General features: G+C 49.8%; 22 protein-coding genes and 1 pseudogene. 17 read left to right on the forward strand and 6 right to left on the reverse strand.

Going from position 1 to position 17,314, the window contains the following annotated elements:
- The first annotated feature begins 129 nt into the window (after positions 1 to 129).
- The 9 genes from C6Y40_RS13365 (at position 130) to C6Y40_RS13405 (ending at position 7,203) form a co-directional block, all read left to right on the forward strand.
- The gene (locus tag C6Y40_RS13365) at positions 130 to 1,008 is read left to right on the forward strand and encodes a MipA/OmpV family protein (RefSeq protein ID WP_170308487.1); all 879 of its coding nucleotides are present in this window, start codon (positions 130 to 132) and stop codon (positions 1,006 to 1,008) included.
- Positions 1,009 to 1,062: 54 nt separating this feature from the next.
- Positions 1,063 to 1,392 carry a DUF3019 domain-containing protein gene (locus tag C6Y40_RS13370; RefSeq protein WP_105935014.1) on the forward strand — a complete coding sequence of 110 codons (330 nt, stop codon included), beginning with the start codon at positions 1,063 to 1,065 and terminating at the stop codon, positions 1,390 to 1,392.
- Complete coding sequence (locus tag C6Y40_RS13375; protein ID WP_105935015.1) at positions 1,392 to 2,096, forward strand: response regulator; 705 nt, start codon at positions 1,392 to 1,394, stop codon at positions 2,094 to 2,096. Before C6Y40_RS13370 ends, C6Y40_RS13375 begins: the two co-directional genes overlap by 1 nt.
- Positions 2,093 to 3,316 (forward strand): ATP-binding protein, encoded by a 1,224-nt coding sequence (locus tag C6Y40_RS13380; RefSeq protein ID WP_105935016.1) that lies wholly within the window; start codon positions 2,093 to 2,095, stop codon positions 3,314 to 3,316. The genes C6Y40_RS13375 and C6Y40_RS13380 overlap by 4 nt, the downstream gene beginning before the upstream one ends.
- A gap of 111 nt (positions 3,317 to 3,427) precedes the next feature.
- Positions 3,428 to 4,093: a response regulator gene (locus C6Y40_RS13385; RefSeq protein ID WP_105935017.1), complete on the forward strand. Its 666-nt coding sequence runs from the start codon at positions 3,428 to 3,430 to the stop codon at positions 4,091 to 4,093.
- 3 nt (positions 4,094 to 4,096) lie between these two features.
- Entirely contained in the window at positions 4,097 to 5,398 is a 1,302-nt protein-coding gene (locus tag C6Y40_RS13390; RefSeq protein ID WP_105935018.1) for an ATP-binding protein, read from the forward strand.
- On the forward strand, positions 5,395 to 5,751 hold the full coding sequence (locus C6Y40_RS13395) for a cupredoxin domain-containing protein (protein ID WP_105935019.1): 357 nt from the start codon (positions 5,395 to 5,397) through the stop codon (positions 5,749 to 5,751). The genes C6Y40_RS13390 and C6Y40_RS13395 overlap by 4 nt, the downstream gene beginning before the upstream one ends.
- Positions 5,741 to 6,508 carry an FTR1 family iron permease gene (locus C6Y40_RS13400; protein WP_105935020.1) on the forward strand — a complete coding sequence of 256 codons (768 nt, stop codon included), beginning with the start codon at positions 5,741 to 5,743 and terminating at the stop codon, positions 6,506 to 6,508. The genes C6Y40_RS13395 and C6Y40_RS13400 overlap by 11 nt, the downstream gene beginning before the upstream one ends.
- A complete protein-coding gene (locus C6Y40_RS13405; protein WP_105935021.1) occupies positions 6,505 to 7,203 on the forward strand; it encodes a hypothetical protein in 699 nt (232 codons plus the stop codon). The genes C6Y40_RS13400 and C6Y40_RS13405 overlap by 4 nt, the downstream gene beginning before the upstream one ends.
- Here the strand turns inward: C6Y40_RS13405 and C6Y40_RS13410 are convergent.
- Positions 7,200 to 7,439 (reverse strand): hypothetical protein, encoded by a 240-nt coding sequence (locus C6Y40_RS13410; RefSeq protein ID WP_146129572.1) that lies wholly within the window; start codon positions 7,437 to 7,439, stop codon positions 7,200 to 7,202. The two genes, C6Y40_RS13405 and C6Y40_RS13410, sit on opposite strands and share 4 nt — an antisense overlap.
- Before the next feature lie 349 nt (positions 7,440 to 7,788).
- On the opposite strand from C6Y40_RS13410, the gene C6Y40_RS13415 reads away from it, so the two are divergent.
- The 6 genes from C6Y40_RS13415 to C6Y40_RS13440 all read left to right on the forward strand — a co-directional run bounded on the left by C6Y40_RS13415 (position 7,789) and on the right by C6Y40_RS13440 (position 13,091).
- A complete protein-coding gene (locus tag C6Y40_RS13415) occupies positions 7,789 to 8,520 on the forward strand; it encodes a substrate-binding periplasmic protein (RefSeq protein ID WP_170308488.1) in 732 nt (243 codons plus the stop codon).
- 280 nt (positions 8,521 to 8,800) lie between these two features.
- The gene (locus C6Y40_RS13420; RefSeq protein WP_105935024.1) at positions 8,801 to 9,511 is read left to right on the forward strand and encodes a thermostable hemolysin; all 711 of its coding nucleotides are present in this window, start codon (positions 8,801 to 8,803) and stop codon (positions 9,509 to 9,511) included.
- The gene (locus C6Y40_RS13425) at positions 9,508 to 10,953 is read left to right on the forward strand and encodes an AMP-binding protein (protein ID WP_105935025.1); all 1,446 of its coding nucleotides are present in this window, start codon (positions 9,508 to 9,510) and stop codon (positions 10,951 to 10,953) included. Before C6Y40_RS13420 ends, C6Y40_RS13425 begins: the two co-directional genes overlap by 4 nt.
- A 16-nt stretch (positions 10,954 to 10,969) precedes the next feature.
- Positions 10,970 to 11,641 carry an iron-containing redox enzyme family protein gene (locus C6Y40_RS13430; protein ID WP_105935026.1) on the forward strand — a complete coding sequence of 224 codons (672 nt, stop codon included), beginning with the start codon at positions 10,970 to 10,972 and terminating at the stop codon, positions 11,639 to 11,641.
- Positions 11,641 to 12,450, forward strand: a complete 810-nt coding sequence (locus C6Y40_RS13435) for an SDR family oxidoreductase (protein ID WP_105935027.1) — start codon at positions 11,641 to 11,643, stop codon at positions 12,448 to 12,450. The genes C6Y40_RS13430 and C6Y40_RS13435 overlap by 1 nt, the downstream gene beginning before the upstream one ends.
- A complete protein-coding gene (locus C6Y40_RS13440) occupies positions 12,447 to 13,091 on the forward strand; it encodes a tetratricopeptide repeat protein (protein WP_105935028.1) in 645 nt (214 codons plus the stop codon). Before C6Y40_RS13435 ends, C6Y40_RS13440 begins: the two co-directional genes overlap by 4 nt.
- 98 nt (positions 13,092 to 13,189) lie before the next feature.
- Here C6Y40_RS13440 and C6Y40_RS13445 read toward each other — a convergent pair whose 3' ends face one another.
- The 3 genes from C6Y40_RS13445 to C6Y40_RS13450 are packed head-to-tail and all read right to left on the reverse strand — an operon-like array spanning position 13,190 to position 14,490.
- Positions 13,190 to 13,591, reverse strand: a complete 402-nt coding sequence (locus tag C6Y40_RS13445; protein ID WP_105935029.1) for a VanZ family protein — start codon at positions 13,589 to 13,591, stop codon at positions 13,190 to 13,192.
- Entirely contained in the window at positions 13,588 to 13,710 is a 123-nt protein-coding gene (locus C6Y40_RS25420; protein ID WP_276309521.1) for a hypothetical protein, read from the reverse strand. Before C6Y40_RS25420 ends, C6Y40_RS13445 begins: the two co-directional genes overlap by 4 nt.
- Positions 13,711 to 13,743: 33 nt before the next feature.
- The gene (locus C6Y40_RS13450; protein WP_105935030.1) at positions 13,744 to 14,490 is read right to left on the reverse strand and encodes an SDR family oxidoreductase; all 747 of its coding nucleotides are present in this window, start codon (positions 14,488 to 14,490) and stop codon (positions 13,744 to 13,746) included.
- Between the two features lie 169 nt (positions 14,491 to 14,659).
- Between C6Y40_RS13450 and C6Y40_RS13455 the strand changes: the two genes are divergently transcribed.
- Complete coding sequence (locus tag C6Y40_RS13455) at positions 14,660 to 15,358, forward strand: hypothetical protein (RefSeq protein WP_170308489.1); 699 nt, start codon at positions 14,660 to 14,662, stop codon at positions 15,356 to 15,358.
- Between the two features lie 67 nt (positions 15,359 to 15,425).
- Here C6Y40_RS13455 and C6Y40_RS13460 read toward each other — a convergent pair whose 3' ends face one another.
- A complete protein-coding gene (locus tag C6Y40_RS13460; RefSeq protein ID WP_105935031.1) occupies positions 15,426 to 16,649 on the reverse strand; it encodes a M56 family metallopeptidase in 1,224 nt (407 codons plus the stop codon).
- A complete protein-coding gene (locus tag C6Y40_RS13465; RefSeq protein ID WP_105935032.1) occupies positions 16,642 to 17,034 on the reverse strand; it encodes a BlaI/MecI/CopY family transcriptional regulator in 393 nt (130 codons plus the stop codon). Before C6Y40_RS13465 ends, C6Y40_RS13460 begins: the two co-directional genes overlap by 8 nt.
- Positions 17,035 to 17,194: 160 nt before the next feature.
- On the opposite strand from C6Y40_RS13465, the pseudogene C6Y40_RS13470 reads away from it, so the two are divergent.
- A pseudogene (locus C6Y40_RS13470) lies at positions 17,195 to 17,314 on the forward strand (IS1595 family transposase); the annotation flags it as partial.

The raw sequence follows: 17,314 nt of genomic DNA on the forward strand, positions 1-17,314 counted from the left end.
CCCTAGTGCTTGTTTAAGGAATAATCCGATCCAAACTATGTAGAAATGTGACAATTTGTAATCGGGTGCTGTGCAGGCTCTCAGGGTTTGATAATCTTAAAAATCTGAATAACCTGCCGGAGCTATGGTGTGCGGATCCCTTTGCTGTGCTGTTTATTGCTGTGGCTGTCAGGCCACGGCATTGCGTGGGCCTGTGAGAGTGACGATGCCTGCATAGCACCCAACTCCTGGAAATTAGGCATCGCGGTGGGCATTGGCGCCAGAACCAATCCACTGGTCGATGGCGATCCTATCCCGCTGGTGGTTTTACCCGATGTAGCCTGGTATGGCGAAAATGCTTATTTCGACAACGGTGAGGTTGGCTATCAGTGGCTATTGCGCAGTGATGTAACCACCGAATTGTTCGTGAGAGCGAACCGAGAGCGTTCCTACTTTGCGTTCTGGCACCCGGCAAATATCGTTTTGTCTGTTAATACCAGCGCGGCGGATGTTATTGGCAGCCCGTTGCAACCCGGCGATAGTGACGGTGAATCCCCCGCCCCCCGGGATTCAATATCTATCAACGACATCAGCAGCCGAAAGTGGACCGCTGATGCTGGTTTCAGAGTCAACTGGAATGGCTCCGACAGCCTGTTATCTGCTGCGGTAGCCGGCGACCCGCTCGGCGTACATCAGGGGTATTATGCACAACTAAAATACCAGTACCGCTGGCAGTGGGACGACTGGCGCTTTGCCGCTAATGCTTCAGTGACCTACAAGAGCGAGAAGCTGATAGATTATTATTACGGTATAGATGGTGAGGATACGGCTAATAGCAGCCTGTGGTACGCCGCAGACCATGCCCTGCAAACCAGTGTCGGGCTGCTACTCAATAAATCTTTAAGCAAGCACTGGCGCTGGGTGGGCCGGGTGCAGTTATCCACCCTGGGCAGCGGCATGACCGACAGCCCGCTGGTGTCTAAAGACTACGTTGCCAGTGGTTTCATTGGCTTCGGCTATCAGTTTTAAGGGGTTTGGGTGCGTTTATTCTGCTTACTTCTGCTGCTCTCAGGGGCATTGTTAATGCCGGCAGAAGCTGAGGACGACGCCTTTTCAGCCACGCCCAGTGAGTGTATCGCTGCAGAACAAGGCGATGAATGTGTTATGTCAGTCACGCTGCACTATCCACCGCTTCCTGACGACAGATATTGCCTGACGCTGAACACCGAGCCGCTGGGGTGCTGGCCTCATAGTGGCATGCCAGGTGCTGTGAAGGTTAGGTTAAAAGAAGAGTCAGAGCTTAGCCTGGTGAGAGAAAGCAATACGTACCAGGCTTCGGTAATACTCACACTGCGTTATCGCAGCGCTTCGATGCTCAGACGCCGCGTTAAAAATCCCTGGAGTTTATTCTGATGAAGTCGCTTATCCTGGTTGAAGACGATGAAAGACTGGCTGAGCTGGTTAGTCAGTACCTGACGGCCAATGATTTTAGCGTGGACCGGTTTGCCGATGGTGAAGGGCTCGTAGAGCGAGTGAAGGATGCACCACCGGATGCCATTATTCTGGACGTCATGCTACCGGGGGATGATGGCTTTAACTTATGCAATCGATTACGTCAATTTTATACCGGGCCGCTGCTGTTTATGACGGCGAAAAGTGAGAGCTTTGATCAGGTGCTGGGACTGGAAATAGGCGCTGACGATTATGTGGTTAAGCCGGTGGAACCGCGGGTGCTACTGGCCAGGCTGAATGCCCTGATGCGTCGCGCCGCCTCGGCTGAAGCGCCGGTTCAAAGTGGCTCGGTAGTGACTTTTGGCAAGTTGAGCATTGACAAGCTGTCGCGCAGAGTCAATCTGGGCGGCGAGGATATCACTTTAACCAGCCACGAATTCGACCTGCTGTGTTTACTGGCTGATAACGCCTCTCAGCTGGTAGAGCGAACTAACCTGTATAAGGAGCTAATTGGGCGTGAATACGATGGTCTCGACCGTTCGGCTGACGTCAGGGTGTCGCGCTTGCGTAAAAAACTCAAAGACAATCCGCAAAACCCTTACCGCATCAAAACTATCTGGGGCAAGGGATTCTTTTTTGTGGCGGATGCATGGAGTGACGAATGACCCGCCTGTTCGTGAGCTTTTACCTGTTTATGGCGGTCTCTCTGGTACTTATCAGCAGCACGCTCGAACTGATTTGGCCTGACGAAGATTACCGCGAGCCGGCCGACATGGTGTTGGCAAAGGCCTTATTGCCGTTGACATTAAAAGATCAAAAGCAACTGCTGGCAACACTCCGCCAGGCGGGTATCGATTACAAGCTGAAAGACAGTGCGGCGATTAACTGGTCTGCTGCGGAGCAAGCCGACCTGGAGGCCGGCTTGCCCGTAACCTTGTATACCGACACTGCAAGGTTCATTTATATACCGGCCAGTGAACGCCGTTTGATTGTGCTTTCGTTGCCGTTTACCGAAGTGTCCAGGCCCTATTTACTGATCTATCTTTCGGCGTTCCTGCTGTTGCTGGGTGTGATGCTGGCAATCTGGTTATGGCCGCTGTGGCGCGATCTGGCCTATCTCACCCGCAGGGTGGATCACCTGGGGCAGGACAGCGAAAACGTATCGATTACGCTGAAGAAGCGTTCTGTCATCCAGCCTATTTCGAATAAACTCAATATGCTTAGCGAGCGGGTGCACGGCTTGCTGCGCGATCAGCGGGAACTGACCGGCGCTGTGGCGCATGAATTCAGAACGCCTATTGCCAGATTAAAATTTGCCCTGGAAATGAAACCCGAGCCAGACAGCCAGGCCTGGCGAGGTATACAAGCCGATCTGGACGAACTTGAGGGGTTAGTGCAGGAAATGCTGGATTATACCCAGTACGATGCCATGACCCCTGAACTGAATATTGCCGATATTCCAATTACAACATTGTGTAGTGATGTGGTGGCCAGGTTAGCACTAACCACCAGTAAGACCTTGTTGGTGAGTGGTAACGAATTTACCGTGCGTGGGGATGGTCACTTTATAGAGCGGGCTGTTATTAACCTGCTGAATAATGCTATCCGCCATGCTAAGTCGCAGATTATTATTGAAGTTTATCAAACCGATACTGCGATAAACATTGCCGTAAACGACGACGGTACCGGCGTAGAACCCGCCCAGGCCGCGCGTATTTTTGAACCGTTTTTCAGGCCTGACAACAGCCGCGTACGTTATGCTGGCGGCGCCGGTTTAGGGCTGGCCATTGTAAAACGAATTCAGCTCTGGCACGCAGGGACGGTATCGGTGATTTCCAGCAACTCGCTGGGGGGTGCCTGTTTTATTCTTTCTTACCCCCTGTAGGTGACTGGCGAACTGCGGGTATAAGCATTGCTATGCTGCAATTTCCCTTAAGGTTTGCTTAAGATTTAACTGCTATACTGGGGTTAACTTAAATTTCACGTTATCAATAACATGCGAATACTTCTTGTTGAAGATGACCAGCCGCTCTCGGCCGCGCTGAGTAAATCGCTGCGGGACGCCAGTTATGTGGTGGACTGTGTTTATCGCGGCAGTGAGGCGCTGGCAATGCTGGCGGCAGAGCAAACCGATATTGTAATCCTCGATCTTGGCCTGCCGGATATGGATGGGCTGGAAGTGCTGCGCCAGATTCGCCACAAAGTGAAAGACATGCCGGTGATCATTCTGACCGCCCGGGATAAAGTGACCGATAAAATACTGGGTTTAGACGCTGGTGCTGATGATTATTTACCCAAGCCTTTTGATATGGACGAACTGTTTGCCCGCTTGCGTGTCCTTGAGCGTCGTTTAGGTACGGCCAGTACTGCCATAGTAAAAATTGGTGAGGTGGCCTTAAATACACAAACGCTGGAGCTGAGCGTGGCTGGAGAAGCTGTTTCGCTGCCTCGACGGGAGCTGATGTTATTAAAGGTGTTAATGGAGAACGGCGGGCGTATTCAGCCCAAACAAAAACTGGAGTCACGGTTATATGAATGGGGCGACGAAGTCTCAAGCAATACTATCGAAGTGCACATCCACCATTTGCGTAAAAAGCTGCCGGAGAACTTTATCAAAACCATTCGTGGTGTAGGCTACAGTATCCCTGTTAACGGAGCCTGACGATTGCACTCAATACGGCGCACGATAACGCTGGTGCTTATCAGCTCGCTGATCCTGGTGATTTTCAGTGCTGCGATCCATGGTTATCGCGCAGCGCTCTCGATGTCGTCGCGGTTTATGGATCAGGAGCTAACCACTCTGTTGTATTCGGTAGCACTGAGCAATGGTCAGCAAATGGATGGCTTCGGTAGCAGTGAACTGGTGTATCAGATCTGGCGCGACGGTACACTAATCACCGACTCGCCCAATCAGCCAGATGAGCCGCTCACCATTGGCGCGGATGGTTTTTCTGAGCAAAACTTCGATGGTCGGCGCTGGCGGGTTTATAAACAGACTCTGACAGACGGTACTACAGTTATCGTTGGGCAGCCGTTACAAAGCCGCGTGGGGTTAACCGATGCTTTAACGGTATCGGTCATTATGCCGTTTATTTATGCGGTACCGATATTGGCGCTTATCGTCTTCATATCGGTGAGTCTGGGGTTAAAGCCCCTTAAGTTACTGTCATCAAAACTGTCTAACCGCCAGGGCAAGGATTTGTCGCCGGTGTCTTTGCCCCAGGTGCCGACTGAAATGCAGCCGGTGATGGACACCCTTAACACCATGTTCCTGCGCCTTAATGAAGCCTTTGAGCGCGAACAGCAGTTTGCTTCCAATGCCGCCCACGAGCTGCGCACACCACTGAGCGTAATGAAAATTAACCTGCATAATCTGGCCAAAGAGCGCCATGACGATGCGGGTAAACTGCAAGCCATACAGCAGGACACCGATCGAATGATCCACGTAGTGAATCAAATTTTACTGCTGAGTCGCACCAGCCCGGAGATGTTTCACTTGCAATTAAGTAAGGTGGACGCTTTTGTTGTGGCGCAAAATGTGATTGCCGACCTCTATAGCAAAATAGAAAGCAAACAGCAGGAAATCAGTCTTGAGGGCGACAGTGCATTTTTGATGAGCACCGAATTTACCCTGTACACCATGTTACAAAACCTGATTGCTAACGCCAGTGCCTATTCGCCTCAGAGCGCAGCCATTCAGGTAACGGTGTTGAGTCAGGATAATCAGGTGTGTTTTATGGTGGAAGACTCAGGCCCTGGTATAGCACCACATGAGCGCACCCAGGTGCTTAAACGCTTTTACCGCGACCAGAAAGATGAAAAGTACAAGTCAACGGGGAGTGGTCTGGGTCTGGCCATCGTTGGGCAAATTGTCACCTTGCATCATGGCAAAATTGCTCTCGATGATTCTGTGCTGGGGGGCTTAAAAGTGACGGTGAGTTTACCTTTTGAGGTAACTGAGTCATGAAGCTGATTCTGCAAACCATAACGCTAACCCTGTTAACACTGGCGCCATTGCATGCGTTGGCAGCGCTGCCAGAAGTGGTGATTGAAATTCGTGACCATCTGTTTATTCCGCAAACCGTGCGCATTCCGGAAGGTAAGAAAGTGCGTCTGGTATTTATTAACCATGATCCCTCGCCAGAGGAAATTGATAGTTTTGATCTTAACCGCGAGAAGGTGATTTTTGGCCACAGCAAAGGCACTATTTTCGTTGGCCCATTGCCAAATGGCCGCTATAAGTTTTTTGGTGAATTGCACCCGAATTCCGCATTGGGCTATGTCATTGTAGGCGACAAGGAGGCAACGGATGCTGATTAACACCGTGATCCTGTTTATTCGTGACACCTTGCCCGTATTTCTGTTGTTCAGCTTTTTACTGGCTCAGCAGGGGGGAAATGCGCGTTATCTGCTTGGCGGCACACTGGCGGGTTTTCTGATGGCTGTGGGATTGTATTTCAATTTATCCGTCGTTTCTGAATGGTTTGAGGGGGGCGGTCTGGAGCTCATTAAAACGCTGGTGCTGGTTGTTATGCTAAGCGGGTTGGGAGAGTTTGTCCGCCGGCAATATCAGGGCAATACCTCTTCAACGCAGTGGTTAAGTGCCTTGCTGATGGTTGGCATTACGTTTATTAACGTGATCCATTTTATTATTTATTTACTTGCCTATTGGTCGGCATCCGATGCCGGTACGTCACTCATTCTGGGCAATGTCATTGGGCTTGGGATCAGCCTGAGCGTGGGGGTACTGCTCTATGTCGCAGTCGCTGCCATTCGTATTCAATTAATTAAGCTGGCAGTCCTGACGGTATTTTTTGCCGGTCAGATAGCTGGTATCGCCATGTTACTGGAGCAAATTAATTTACTGCCAAATCAAAACCGTTTATGGGATACGTCTGGCTGGGTGGCAGACGACAGCGAGTACGGCCACTTCTTAAATGTATTAAATGGCTACGAAGCCACGCCTACCGGTGCTTACATGTTGATTTATCTGGCTGCAGTGCTGTTTCCTGTGATGTATTGCTATCTGTATTCGTTGCTTATTGGCAAGCGTCAGCTAACCGGGGATTTGAAATGAGATTATATCTGGCTATCGCCCTCTTACTGCTTTTGCCGGGCAAAGTACTGGCCGACAGTTTTACCGTGGATCGGGTTTATCACCCTTACGTTTTGCCCTTCGAACGGGAAGTGGAATGGCGCCTGACCTCCAGGCAAAGTGAGGAAGATGGCAATATCCTCATGCAACGAATTTCTTTTGGGCATGCTTTATCGGAGTACACCATTCTGGAAGCCTATATTGTTGGCTCCCGCGATGAGTCGGGGGATTTTGGCGTGGCCGGTTACGAGCTGGAACTGCGCTCTATGCTTACCGAGCAGGGTCAGTACTGGGCTGACTGGGGTCTGTTATTCGAACTGGAAAAGCAAAACGCTAGCAATGACTGGGAGTTCAAAGGCGGCGTGCTTACCGAAAAGGAACTGGGCCGCTTCAGCTTAACTACCAACGTGCTGTTGGTGTACGAATGGGGAGACACCATCGAGTCTGAGTTTGAAAGCGAGTTTAAAATGAAATTTCGCTATCGCTGGATCCCTGAAATTCAGCCTGCGGTAGAATTTTACGCGGCCGAGGATTTTATTGGCGTGGGCCCGGCCTTTATGGGTATCAAACGCTTTGATAAACAAAAGCAGCTTAAATGGGAGCTGGCGTTTATTGCCGGACTCAACGGTGACAGTAAAGACCATACGCTGCGTATGGCCATGGAATACGAGTTTTAGTAAATCGCTACACCCTTGATGTATATCGTCGCTACGCTACTGGCAATGGTGTTTGGCTGGCTGTCTTGGGCGGCCAGGCTCCCGCCAGATGCGTGGCAATGCCTGAAAATAGCCGCTTGAGTTAGCAAGACTGTAGTGCGCAAAATATAAATTGTACCGCCATCCATACCGGTAAACCCCAATTGCAATGCCAACATCTCTTGTGGCGTGCTGCACTGATGGTTGCTCCTGACCATTACTGTATACGCAGCCTGACTTAGTTTATGGATTAAGAGGTGTTCACCTGAGTAGGCCAGAAATTGCTTGAGGCGCTAAACGATCAGTGAAATTCAACTCTTTGTCATTATTAACGAGTATCAACTTGCCACTATAAATAGCTAAATACCATAGGTACTGCATCATGGGGAAACAGTCCGCACATTATATTGGTGTTAGCGTGCAGAGAGGCCCTGAGGTATACTCTGAGATGGTTTTCAGGCAGCATAAGGTTGCTTTGGCAGATGAGGCAGAAAAATTAGCACAATGCGGTTAATTTCCTATTGCATACTCTTACTTCTAAGCAGTGTATTCTCTGCCGGTCGTGCAGTGGCCTTACCGCCGACGCAAGAGATCATCTTTGCGATTAATTCGCCCGGCTCACCGCCCTATCTGTATTTTGATACGCAAAGTCAGTCCTATCAGGGTGTGGTTGTGGACTTTTTTAACAGTTTTGCCGACAAGGCAAACCTGCGGGTCACTTACCTTGATTCCAGCCGCGCCCGCAACGAGTTATTCCTGCGCCAGGGTAAGGCCGATATGTTTCTTTCTGGCGAGGAATGGCTGGACGACCCCAAGGGATTTATCTTCAGCAATCCGCTGCTACAGCATGATAGCTATCTGTACGCAACAACCGCTTTTGACGGGCCATTTGAGTTGGCTGAGAGTAGCGGAGAGTTGGTTTGTACCCGCCTTGGGTTTAAATATCCGGTGTTACAGACGGCTTTTGAAAGTGAACAGCACCCACTGATTCGTGTAAACTCGGCCAGCCAGACACTGATGGCGCTTATGCTCACCAAAGGCCGTTGTGATTATGCCATTATGAGCGAACAAAACGCGTTGTCGGTGCTCAATAAACGACAATTCTGCGACAATGAGTTTTATCAGTCTCCCAATGTGATCAGTAGTGTTGATCTGGTGCTTGTCCTCCGGCCCGGAAGGCAAGATCTGCTGCCAGTCATCAATCAGTACATGGCCAGTTATATCAACACGGGTCAACTCGCCCATTCCATTGAACGCCATTCCGGCGTCCACACATTTCCCAAGTTGCTCTGTGATTAAAAGTCCGGCATTGCGGATTGAGTTTGTCGCTTAATTTGCGCGGAACGGCAGATCTCGTCAGCAGTTTTAGCCGGATTCGGATGGCTAACCCGTTGGTGTTATATAAAAAGAGCCAAGGCAAACCCGCTGATTTTTATTGGTGAGACAAGCTTTTAAGGAGATCCGGATAACGTAGACGTTTCCGGAGTGCCCAAAAATCTGTAGATTTTTGGGCACTTAAGGTTCGCTTAATATTGACAGTTCATAATTTCGCTCAACAGTCACCCAATGAGACGAAGTTATGTTGAGTACCATCCAACCTGTTTCAGAACAATTATCACGCCTGCGTGTTCCGCGTAAAGGCTCGACTGTGGTGCCTGCTGCCAGCTTACCAACGTTACAGGTAGTCAATCAGCAAAGCACAAAGAGAAAAACCATTGAAAACCATATTGCTAAAGGCTTTAACCAGGCCTATCAGGCAGACATTACCGAATTTATGCCCGTGCTGGTTGCCCTCGGAGGTAACAACATCGAAGCCGCACTGGGCATTCGTACCGGCAATGAAAAAATGTTTGTGGAAACCTATTTCCCTGACTCTTTGGAGCAGGCACTAAGCGATAATGGCATCCATTGTCCGCGCCATCGACTGGCCGAAATCGGTAATCTCTACAGCAAATCTTCCCGCTATACCATGCCGTTGTTATTGCTCACCGCCATGGGATTATTTCAGCAGCATATTTCAGTATTGGTGTTTACTGCCACTACCCGACTACAAAGAATGATGGAACATGGCGGCCTGGCTCTGCATTACCTTACAGACGCCGATGAAACCCGGTTAGGTGAGCCAAAACAAAATTGGGGTACCTATTACCAAACAGGACCTAAAGTCGTGGCAGCCAAGGTCGCCGATATTATTCAGTTAACCCTGGACAACCCGAAATTACGCACCGGCTATGAGCAGTTTGCGCCTCTGGCTCCGGCGTTCTCGGCACAATTGGGAGCACAGTTATGATTTTGCAAAACTGGCAACAATGGCCAGCCAGGCAAGCGCTTAGCTGGCGAAGCGGCAGTCTGACTTATGCAGAGTTGAATGACCGGGTGAGTCAGGTGGCTGACTGGTTGGCTTCGCACTTTGCAGAACGCATAGCATTGCTGGCCGATAACAGTGCCGAATGGATTACTTGCGATTTGGCCTGTCAGCGGGCAAATAAATTACTGGTTCCGGTACCACCTTATTTTTCAGCGACCCAGCGGCAACACCTGCTTGCCGAAGCCGGTATTGAACTCATTATCACCGATCAACCCAGATTGTTTTCCGGTGGTCAGCCGACGTCTTCGCCGTTTAATCAATTGTACGCAACATTGTGGGATAACCCGATGTTGCCAGAAGTCCCCGTCGGCACTGGGAAAGTTACCTTTACTTCCGGCTCTACCGGTAATCCTAAAGGCGTCTGCCTGAGCAATGTCTCGCAAGCCAGGGTTGCTGCCAGTTTGGATGCAGCGCTGAAGATGCCGCATGTGCGCCATCAATGCCTGTTACCTTTGGCAACCCTGCTGGAGAATATCGCTGGTGTGTACGCTCCTTTAATCTGTGGTGGCACAGTGGTGATCTGCGGTAGTGACGAGCTGGGTTTTTCCGGCGCCAGGTTAACCGACCCGGCGGCGATGCTAAGTGCTATCAGCAAAGCTCAGCCTCAATCGTTGATTCTGGTGCCAGAGCTCTTATTGATGCTGGTTACCGCCTGCAGTAATGGCTGGCAGCCACCACGGTCATTAACGTTTATTGCGGTGGGCGGCGCTCATGTGCCCGCTGGTTTGATAACCACAGCCCGAGAAGTCGGTTTGCCGGTTTATCAGGGCTATGGCCTGTCTGAATGTGTCTCGGTAAATACTCTCAATCTGCCTGGTGCAGAAAGTGCCGATAGCGTAGGGCGCTCGCTTGGTCACAATACCCTAACGGTTGAAAACGGTGAGCTGGTGGCCAGTGGGACGATTTTTCTTGGCTACCTGAATCAGCCTGAGTCGTTTTATCCATCAAAAGTGAAAACCGGCGATTTGGTGAGTAAAAAGGATGGTTATTACTACGTGGCTGGTCGCAAAAAAAATCTCATCATCACCTCTTTAGGGCGCAACATCTCGCCAGAGTGGATCGAGAGTCAACTGATGGCTGGTGGCTTGTTCAGCCAGGTATTGGTGGTAGGCGAAGCGCGCCCGCACTGCGCTGCACTACTGGTACCACGCCATAAATCGGTCACCGCGCAAATGATTGAACAATACCTTGCGGCAGTGAATAAACAACTGCCCGACTATGCCCGCTTACAGGCGTGGCAAACCCTGCCTGAAATTGCTGCCGATACCGGCTTATTTACCGCTAATGGCAAATTAAAACGGGATAGAGCCGTTTCGCATTTTCAGTCTGTTATCGAAACTATGTACGCGCCAGAAATTGTATAGGCGAGGAGTAATCAGCATGAATTTATATACCCGTTTAGAGCAGGAAACCCAGGCAGAAAGAGCTTATTTAACCAGTTCGCCTATCATTCAGCAGGTGTTTAAAGGTGATATTTCCCTGCACGATTACACCGCCTTCCTACGCGAAGCTTATCACCACGTAAAACACACAGTGCCTTTACTGATGGCCACCGGCGCGGCATTACCAGAGAGTAAAGAATGGTTGCGCGAAGCGGTTGGCGAGTATATCGAGGAAGAAATGGGCCACCAGGAATGGATCCTCAACGACCTGGCTACCTGCGGTGTGGATAAAGAGGAGGTTCGTCACAGTCAGCCTGCTGCGGCCACTGAATTAATGGTGGCTTACGCTTACGACGCAATACGTCGTAAAAATCCTTTGTGCTTCTTTGGCATGGTGTTCGTGCTGGAAGGTACCAGCATCGCGCTGGCGGATAACGCTGCCGCCATAATCAGGAAAACCCTGGATTTACCCGGTGGCGCGTTTAGCTATCTGCGTTCTCATGGGTCGCTGGATCAGGAGCATATCGTGTTCTTCCGTGACCTGATGAATAAAATTGACGATAAAGCTGAGCAGGATTTAATCATTCACTCTGCCAAAATGTTCTTTCAGTTGTACGCCAATATCTTCCGTACGCTGGAATGTAAAACAATGCTGGTGGAGGCCGCGTAATGGCTATTCAATGGCAACATCAGGTGTGCCTGATCACCGGCGCCTCCGGCGGTATTGGTGAAGCCATTGCCCGCAAACTGGCTGGCCTGGGTGCCTCGCTGATCCTGACTGGCCGCAATAGCGCTAAACTCAGCGAACTGCTTGAATCATTGCCAGGGCGTCACACGGTTGCCTGCGCTGATATCACCACGGCAGATGGTCTGGATAAGGTTGTGGCGGTGTGTCATGAGCACCCGCCCACGATGCTGGTCAACAGCGCCGGTATTAATGAAATTGGCGATTTCAGTGCTATTCCAATGGCCCGTATTGAAGCGCTATTGACCACTAACTTAACGGCGCCTATCGCCCTGACCCAGCGCTTACTTCCTGTATTGCAACGTGCAGGCAAGAGTTACGTGGTCAATGTTGGCTCTACCTTTGGCAGTATTGGCTTCCCTTGTCATGCAGCCTATTGCGCGTCTAAGTTCGGTTTACGCGGATTTACCGAATCACTTATTCGCGAGTATGCGCACAGTTCAGTTAACTTTTTTTATCTGGCGCCGCGGGCCACTCAAACGGCCATTAATTCCGATGCAGTGGTATCGATGAATAAGGCTCTGGGTAATCAGATGGACCCGCCTGAACGGGTTGCTGATGCCCTGGTTGCACAACTGGAAGGTAATAAATCCCGTTGGTTTATTGGTTTCCCGGAAAAACTGTTTGCCCGCATTAATGGTGCATTTCCTGGCATTGTCGACCGTGCGCTTATTAAAAAACTACCCGTTATTCAACGCTTTTTGACATCTGTCACAAAGGAGAAACTGTCATGAAAACTGTTCGTTATCTGTTAACTTTGCTGGCGGCTGTGTGTCTGCCACTGACTGCCGCTGAGAGTACACCTGGTTTGGCTGACATTCAGTCGGCCTGGGCTAAAATTAACTACGCTGATATCGATAGCGATAAAAAAGCCGATGAATTTAAATCACTGATCAAACAAGCCGAGGCGTTGGTGGAAGCCCAGCCTAAGCAGCCGGAATATTTAATCTGGCTGGGTATTGTGCAGTCGAGCACTGCCGGTGCACAAGGCGGTATAGGCGCGCTTAAATACGCTAAATCCGCCAAGAAGAGCTTTGAGGATGCCTTGTCTATCGACTCGCATGCCCTGCAAGGTTCAGCGATGACCAGCCTTGGTGTGTTGTACCATAAAGTCCCCGGCTGGCCGATTGGCTTTGGCAGCGATAAAAAAGCCGAGCAGCTGTTAAAGAGCGCACTGCAGGTCAATCCGGATGGCATCGACAGTAACTATTTTTACGCCGAATATCTCTACGATGATGGCGAATATGAACAGGCGCTGGCTTATCTGGATAAAGCGCTAAATGCCGCACCACGACCCGCACGACCATTAGCTGACGAAGGTCGTCACAAAGATATCGCGGCTCTGCGCGCCAAAGTAGAGAAAAAGATCCACTAAAAGTTATAGCTGTTTGTTCGAAACGCCCTGGTGGCAGGTTACGTCAATACCATAGTTTGCTTATTAATGGCGCTGGCCTACCACTGTTTTGTAAGGCGTCAGCGCTGAAGGTAGGTTTGCATACCCGCCGTTTTCTCCAGCTTGCGTAACACCAGTACGGCCAGCAGAATACCTACTGCATCGGCGCTTAGATCGGCAAAGTCAAAGGTACGGGAGGGGATAAAGGCCTGGCTGATTTCCTCTCCGATCACGAACAGCGTAACCGCGATGGCACCGAAATACAGCCTGGTGTTATTTAGCGTCCAGCCGGTAAACTTAGATGCCAGCACAGTTAAAAAGGTTAAGGTGCCGAATAAACCTACGTGGCCAAGTTTGTCGCCGTAGGGAATGGCTGCAACAAAGTCAAAAAATACACTGTTGTGCCCGGCGTTGGCCATATAAATAACCCACACAATAAACAGTAAAAAAGCAAGGGCTGCTAAGCGGGTTAAATTAGTCATTGAATGTGTACCAAACGCTGATTGACTTCGTCCTGCAGACCGCCGTCAGTAACTTCCCGGGTAGCCGCAAATAATCCCGGCTTGTAGGCGAGGGTTTTGGTAAAAATTCTGACTTCCATGTGTTGCCTTTCAAAATAGCCAGTACAGTGTGACTATAATCCACCGGATGCGTCGATAAAGCTACCTGTTACAAAGGATGATTTATTAGTTGCCAGCCAGACGATGGCTTCAGCAACTTCTTGTACAGTGCCCGGTCGCTGTAGAGGGATCTTTGTCTGTAAGCGTTTGACTCTATCCGGCTCGCCACCTGAGGCATGCATCTCAGTATCTATCAGGGCCGGTCGCACAGCATTTACCCGAATCCCTTCGTCAGCCAGTTCCAGTGCTGCGCCGCGGGTAAAGCTATCCATAGCACCCTTTGATGCGGCGTAATCTGTGTATTCATTGGGGGCTCCGGATTTGGCCGCCGTGGAGGAAACATTTACGATAGTGCCGCCGCAGCCGCCCTCTTTTGTCGACATTCTTGTTGCCGCTGCCTTGGTACACAAGAAGCAGGACAGTACGTTTACATTCAGGATATGACGAAACCGCTCCGCCGAAATGCCGCGCAGGCCGGTTTGTTGCGCCAGGATGCCGGCGTTGTTAACCAGCACTGCAAGGGGGCCCAAAGCGTCGGCCTGTGAAAACAAGGCTTCAACCTGATCTTCCTCAGACACATCTGCCTGTACCGCGATGCACGGCACACCCATAGCGCTAATTTCTTGCTTTAATGCTTCAGCCGGTCCGGCAGAGTTCTGATAATTAAGCACTATCGAATAGCCTTTTGCTGCCATCAGCCGCGCTGTTGCTGCGCCTATTCCTCTGCTGCTGCCGGTAATGACTGCGACCTGATTTAGCATGGGATGTGCCTCTTATTGTTCAGTTTACGAAAGCGTTTAGCGACGAACGAAAGTAATGCATTTCTTTGTTATTGTCGACATTAATATTCATAAAAACCGTAATAAATATATATTTCTAAAGTTTTACATTAATATTGTCGACAATGTTGGCGTGAAAAGGATTGCGATTTTGACTTTATATAATTTACTCGGCGCCATTAATACCCTGTTTATCATGATAAGCGTACTGGGTGTTTACTCTCAACTGGGTACCATCTGGCGCCGTAAACACATGGCGAGTGAGGTAGCGCGCCCGACCGCTTTACTTTCTCTGAATCAGTTTACCGTAAGCTTTTTTGCCTACCTGTCATTTTTTATTTATGGCTACTCCATTGAGCCATTTAATCACTATATTGTCTGGCCGCGGTTACTCGCGGCAATGCTGGTGATGGGGATTTTGTTAGAAATCTGGCTGGACCGCAAATCCAGGGCGGCCCGGTTGAGTGTTGTGCTGGCAGCGGCGAGCCTTGTATTAGCGGGGGCGGGGTTGTTGTCAGGTGAAACTATCGCCGATCAGGGCCGGCACATTGCGACATTGCTGATTGTACTGGTGTCGGTGTTTATTGCTCAGGGCTACTATCATCAAATCCGCTTGATCCTGACCGCGGGTCAGACCGGTGCGGTGGATCTTAAAATGAGTCAGTTTATTTTGCTGATGGATATTTCCACTATTGCCTTTGCGCTGAGTATGGGGGTAAAGGAAGGCTGGCCACTGCTTACTTTAGCGATAACCAGTGCGATAACAAAGTTGATAATTATGTATTTATTCCGCTGGGTGAATGTGAGCAATGTGGCGGCCCGGCGTCGGCAACAATATACCTCAGCCTGAGTGGGGGATAGTACCCCCGCAAGCGCGGCATGTACTGACGCAAACGGGAGTACCAGGGAGCTGTGTTTTATTTGGCTTTGGCTACGTTGATTTTTTCAATATCTGGATTGTTTGCCGCATTTTCATCGTCGTCGGTTGCCAGTTTAAAGTCCAGTTGCACTAAAATGCCGGTTTGTCTTTGTGCCTTACCGCTTTGAACTCGTGGCTTATACTGCCACTGCTCCATTGCTTTCACTGCACTTGAGTCAAATACCCCAGCCGGTGACGACTTCACTACTTTAATGTTGTCGGTAGCGCCGGTTTCAGTGATATCAAACTGGAGAGTGACAAATCCCTCCTGATTTGCCAGGGCTGCGCTGTCTGGATAAACCGGCGGCACACGTTTTACCGGCGTAGCCAGATTGACTTTGTCGGCCTGAATATCATTGGCAGGCAGGTTTGCCAGTGCTGTGTGAGTGGTAAGAATAGCGGCGATAGCCAGTGCCGTTACGCCAGCCACTGTACTTGCCGAATTTGGCTTATTGATCAGATTGAGTCGTTTTAACATGGTGCTTTTTTCTCCAAAGGTCGGGTAGGTTGTAAGGTAGGAGGAGTTTTGTTCTGCGCAGGCCACGAGGGCTTTTGCATAGAGCAATTTTTCCTGTGGGCTTTTCTGGCGCAATACCTGGTTATCGCACGCCAGCTCCTGATTAATTCTGAATGAGCGCAGGGCCAGCCAGACCAGAGGGTTAAACCAGAAGACAGTGACTATTATCAGCGCCAACGCATTCCATACGTGATCGCCGTGCCGAAGGTGTGTGTTCTCGTGTTCCATCACTAATCGCTGCTGCACGGGGCAAAACAGCCTGGTAAAGCTTGCCGGAAGTAATATTCTGGGAGCAAACAGGCCAAACAGCATTGGCGTGGTGGCCCGCCGGGCAAACCAGGTGTTCTTAATGCCAGTCATAGGTTTATCTATGGAGCGGGCAAGCTGTGAATACTGCGTTATCAGGTAAAGCGCGATGCAAGAGGCACCCGCTGCCCATAAGCCCAGCCATACTGTGTTTTGTGAAACGTTTACCGCTACCGAGCCGCTTACTACATAGCGGGTAAAACTATTGGCAGGCAATGAAATGCCTGGGATGGGCAGATTAGCCATCAACAGCACAACCGGTACCATCCACCACAGTTTATACATCAGCCGGATGCCAATTCTGGCGGTGAAAAAGTGCTCCATAACCATCAGGGTGACAAGCACTAAACATAATGGGCCTTGTTGTTGAATAAGCTGCTGAATGAGCCACTCAGTCATTGTTTTGCTCCCACTGTTTAATCAGCGCCTTAAGCTCATCCACGTCCTGTTGAGACAGGGAATTCTGGTTGGCAAACCCGGCTACCAGAGGCGCTACCTTGCCTTTAAATATTCGGCTCACAAAGCTGGTGGCTTCTTTTTTGGTGTAGTCTTCTCTGGCAATCAGCGGGCGGTATAGGTACTGACGCTGGGCCTTGTCAAAGTCCACTACGCCCTTCTTAACTAATCGGCTGAGCAGGGTTTTCACGGTTTTATCGTGCCACGGCTTTTTTTGATTTAAGCGCTTTACAATATCGCTGGATGTGGCGGGATAGTCATCCCACAGTACATCAAGCACTTCAAATTCGGCGTTGGAGATATCCGCTTTTGGATTGTCGTTACTCATCGATCACCTCCTCTCAATTTCAATGAAATGATTACATTTGTAGTCGATCTATTTTTAAGATTACACGTGTAATCTGATCTGGCAAGTGATTTTTTGAAAAGGCTATGTTCTGCTAAATTGTTGCTATACTGTATATGAATACAGTTATTGAGGGTTGATCATGATCCCAGCACAATTTACAAAGCTTATAGCCGAGTTAGAACACTTAACAGATAGTCAAACCCGTTATGTTGAGAAGCTGCTGAAAGGCACTGATAGCGTCTCACAGTTGATAACAGAG

The sequence above is a fragment of the Marisediminitalea alba genome (assembly GCF_002993365.1).
Lineage (GTDB): Bacteria > Pseudomonadota > Gammaproteobacteria > Enterobacterales > Alteromonadaceae > Alteromonas > Alteromonas alba.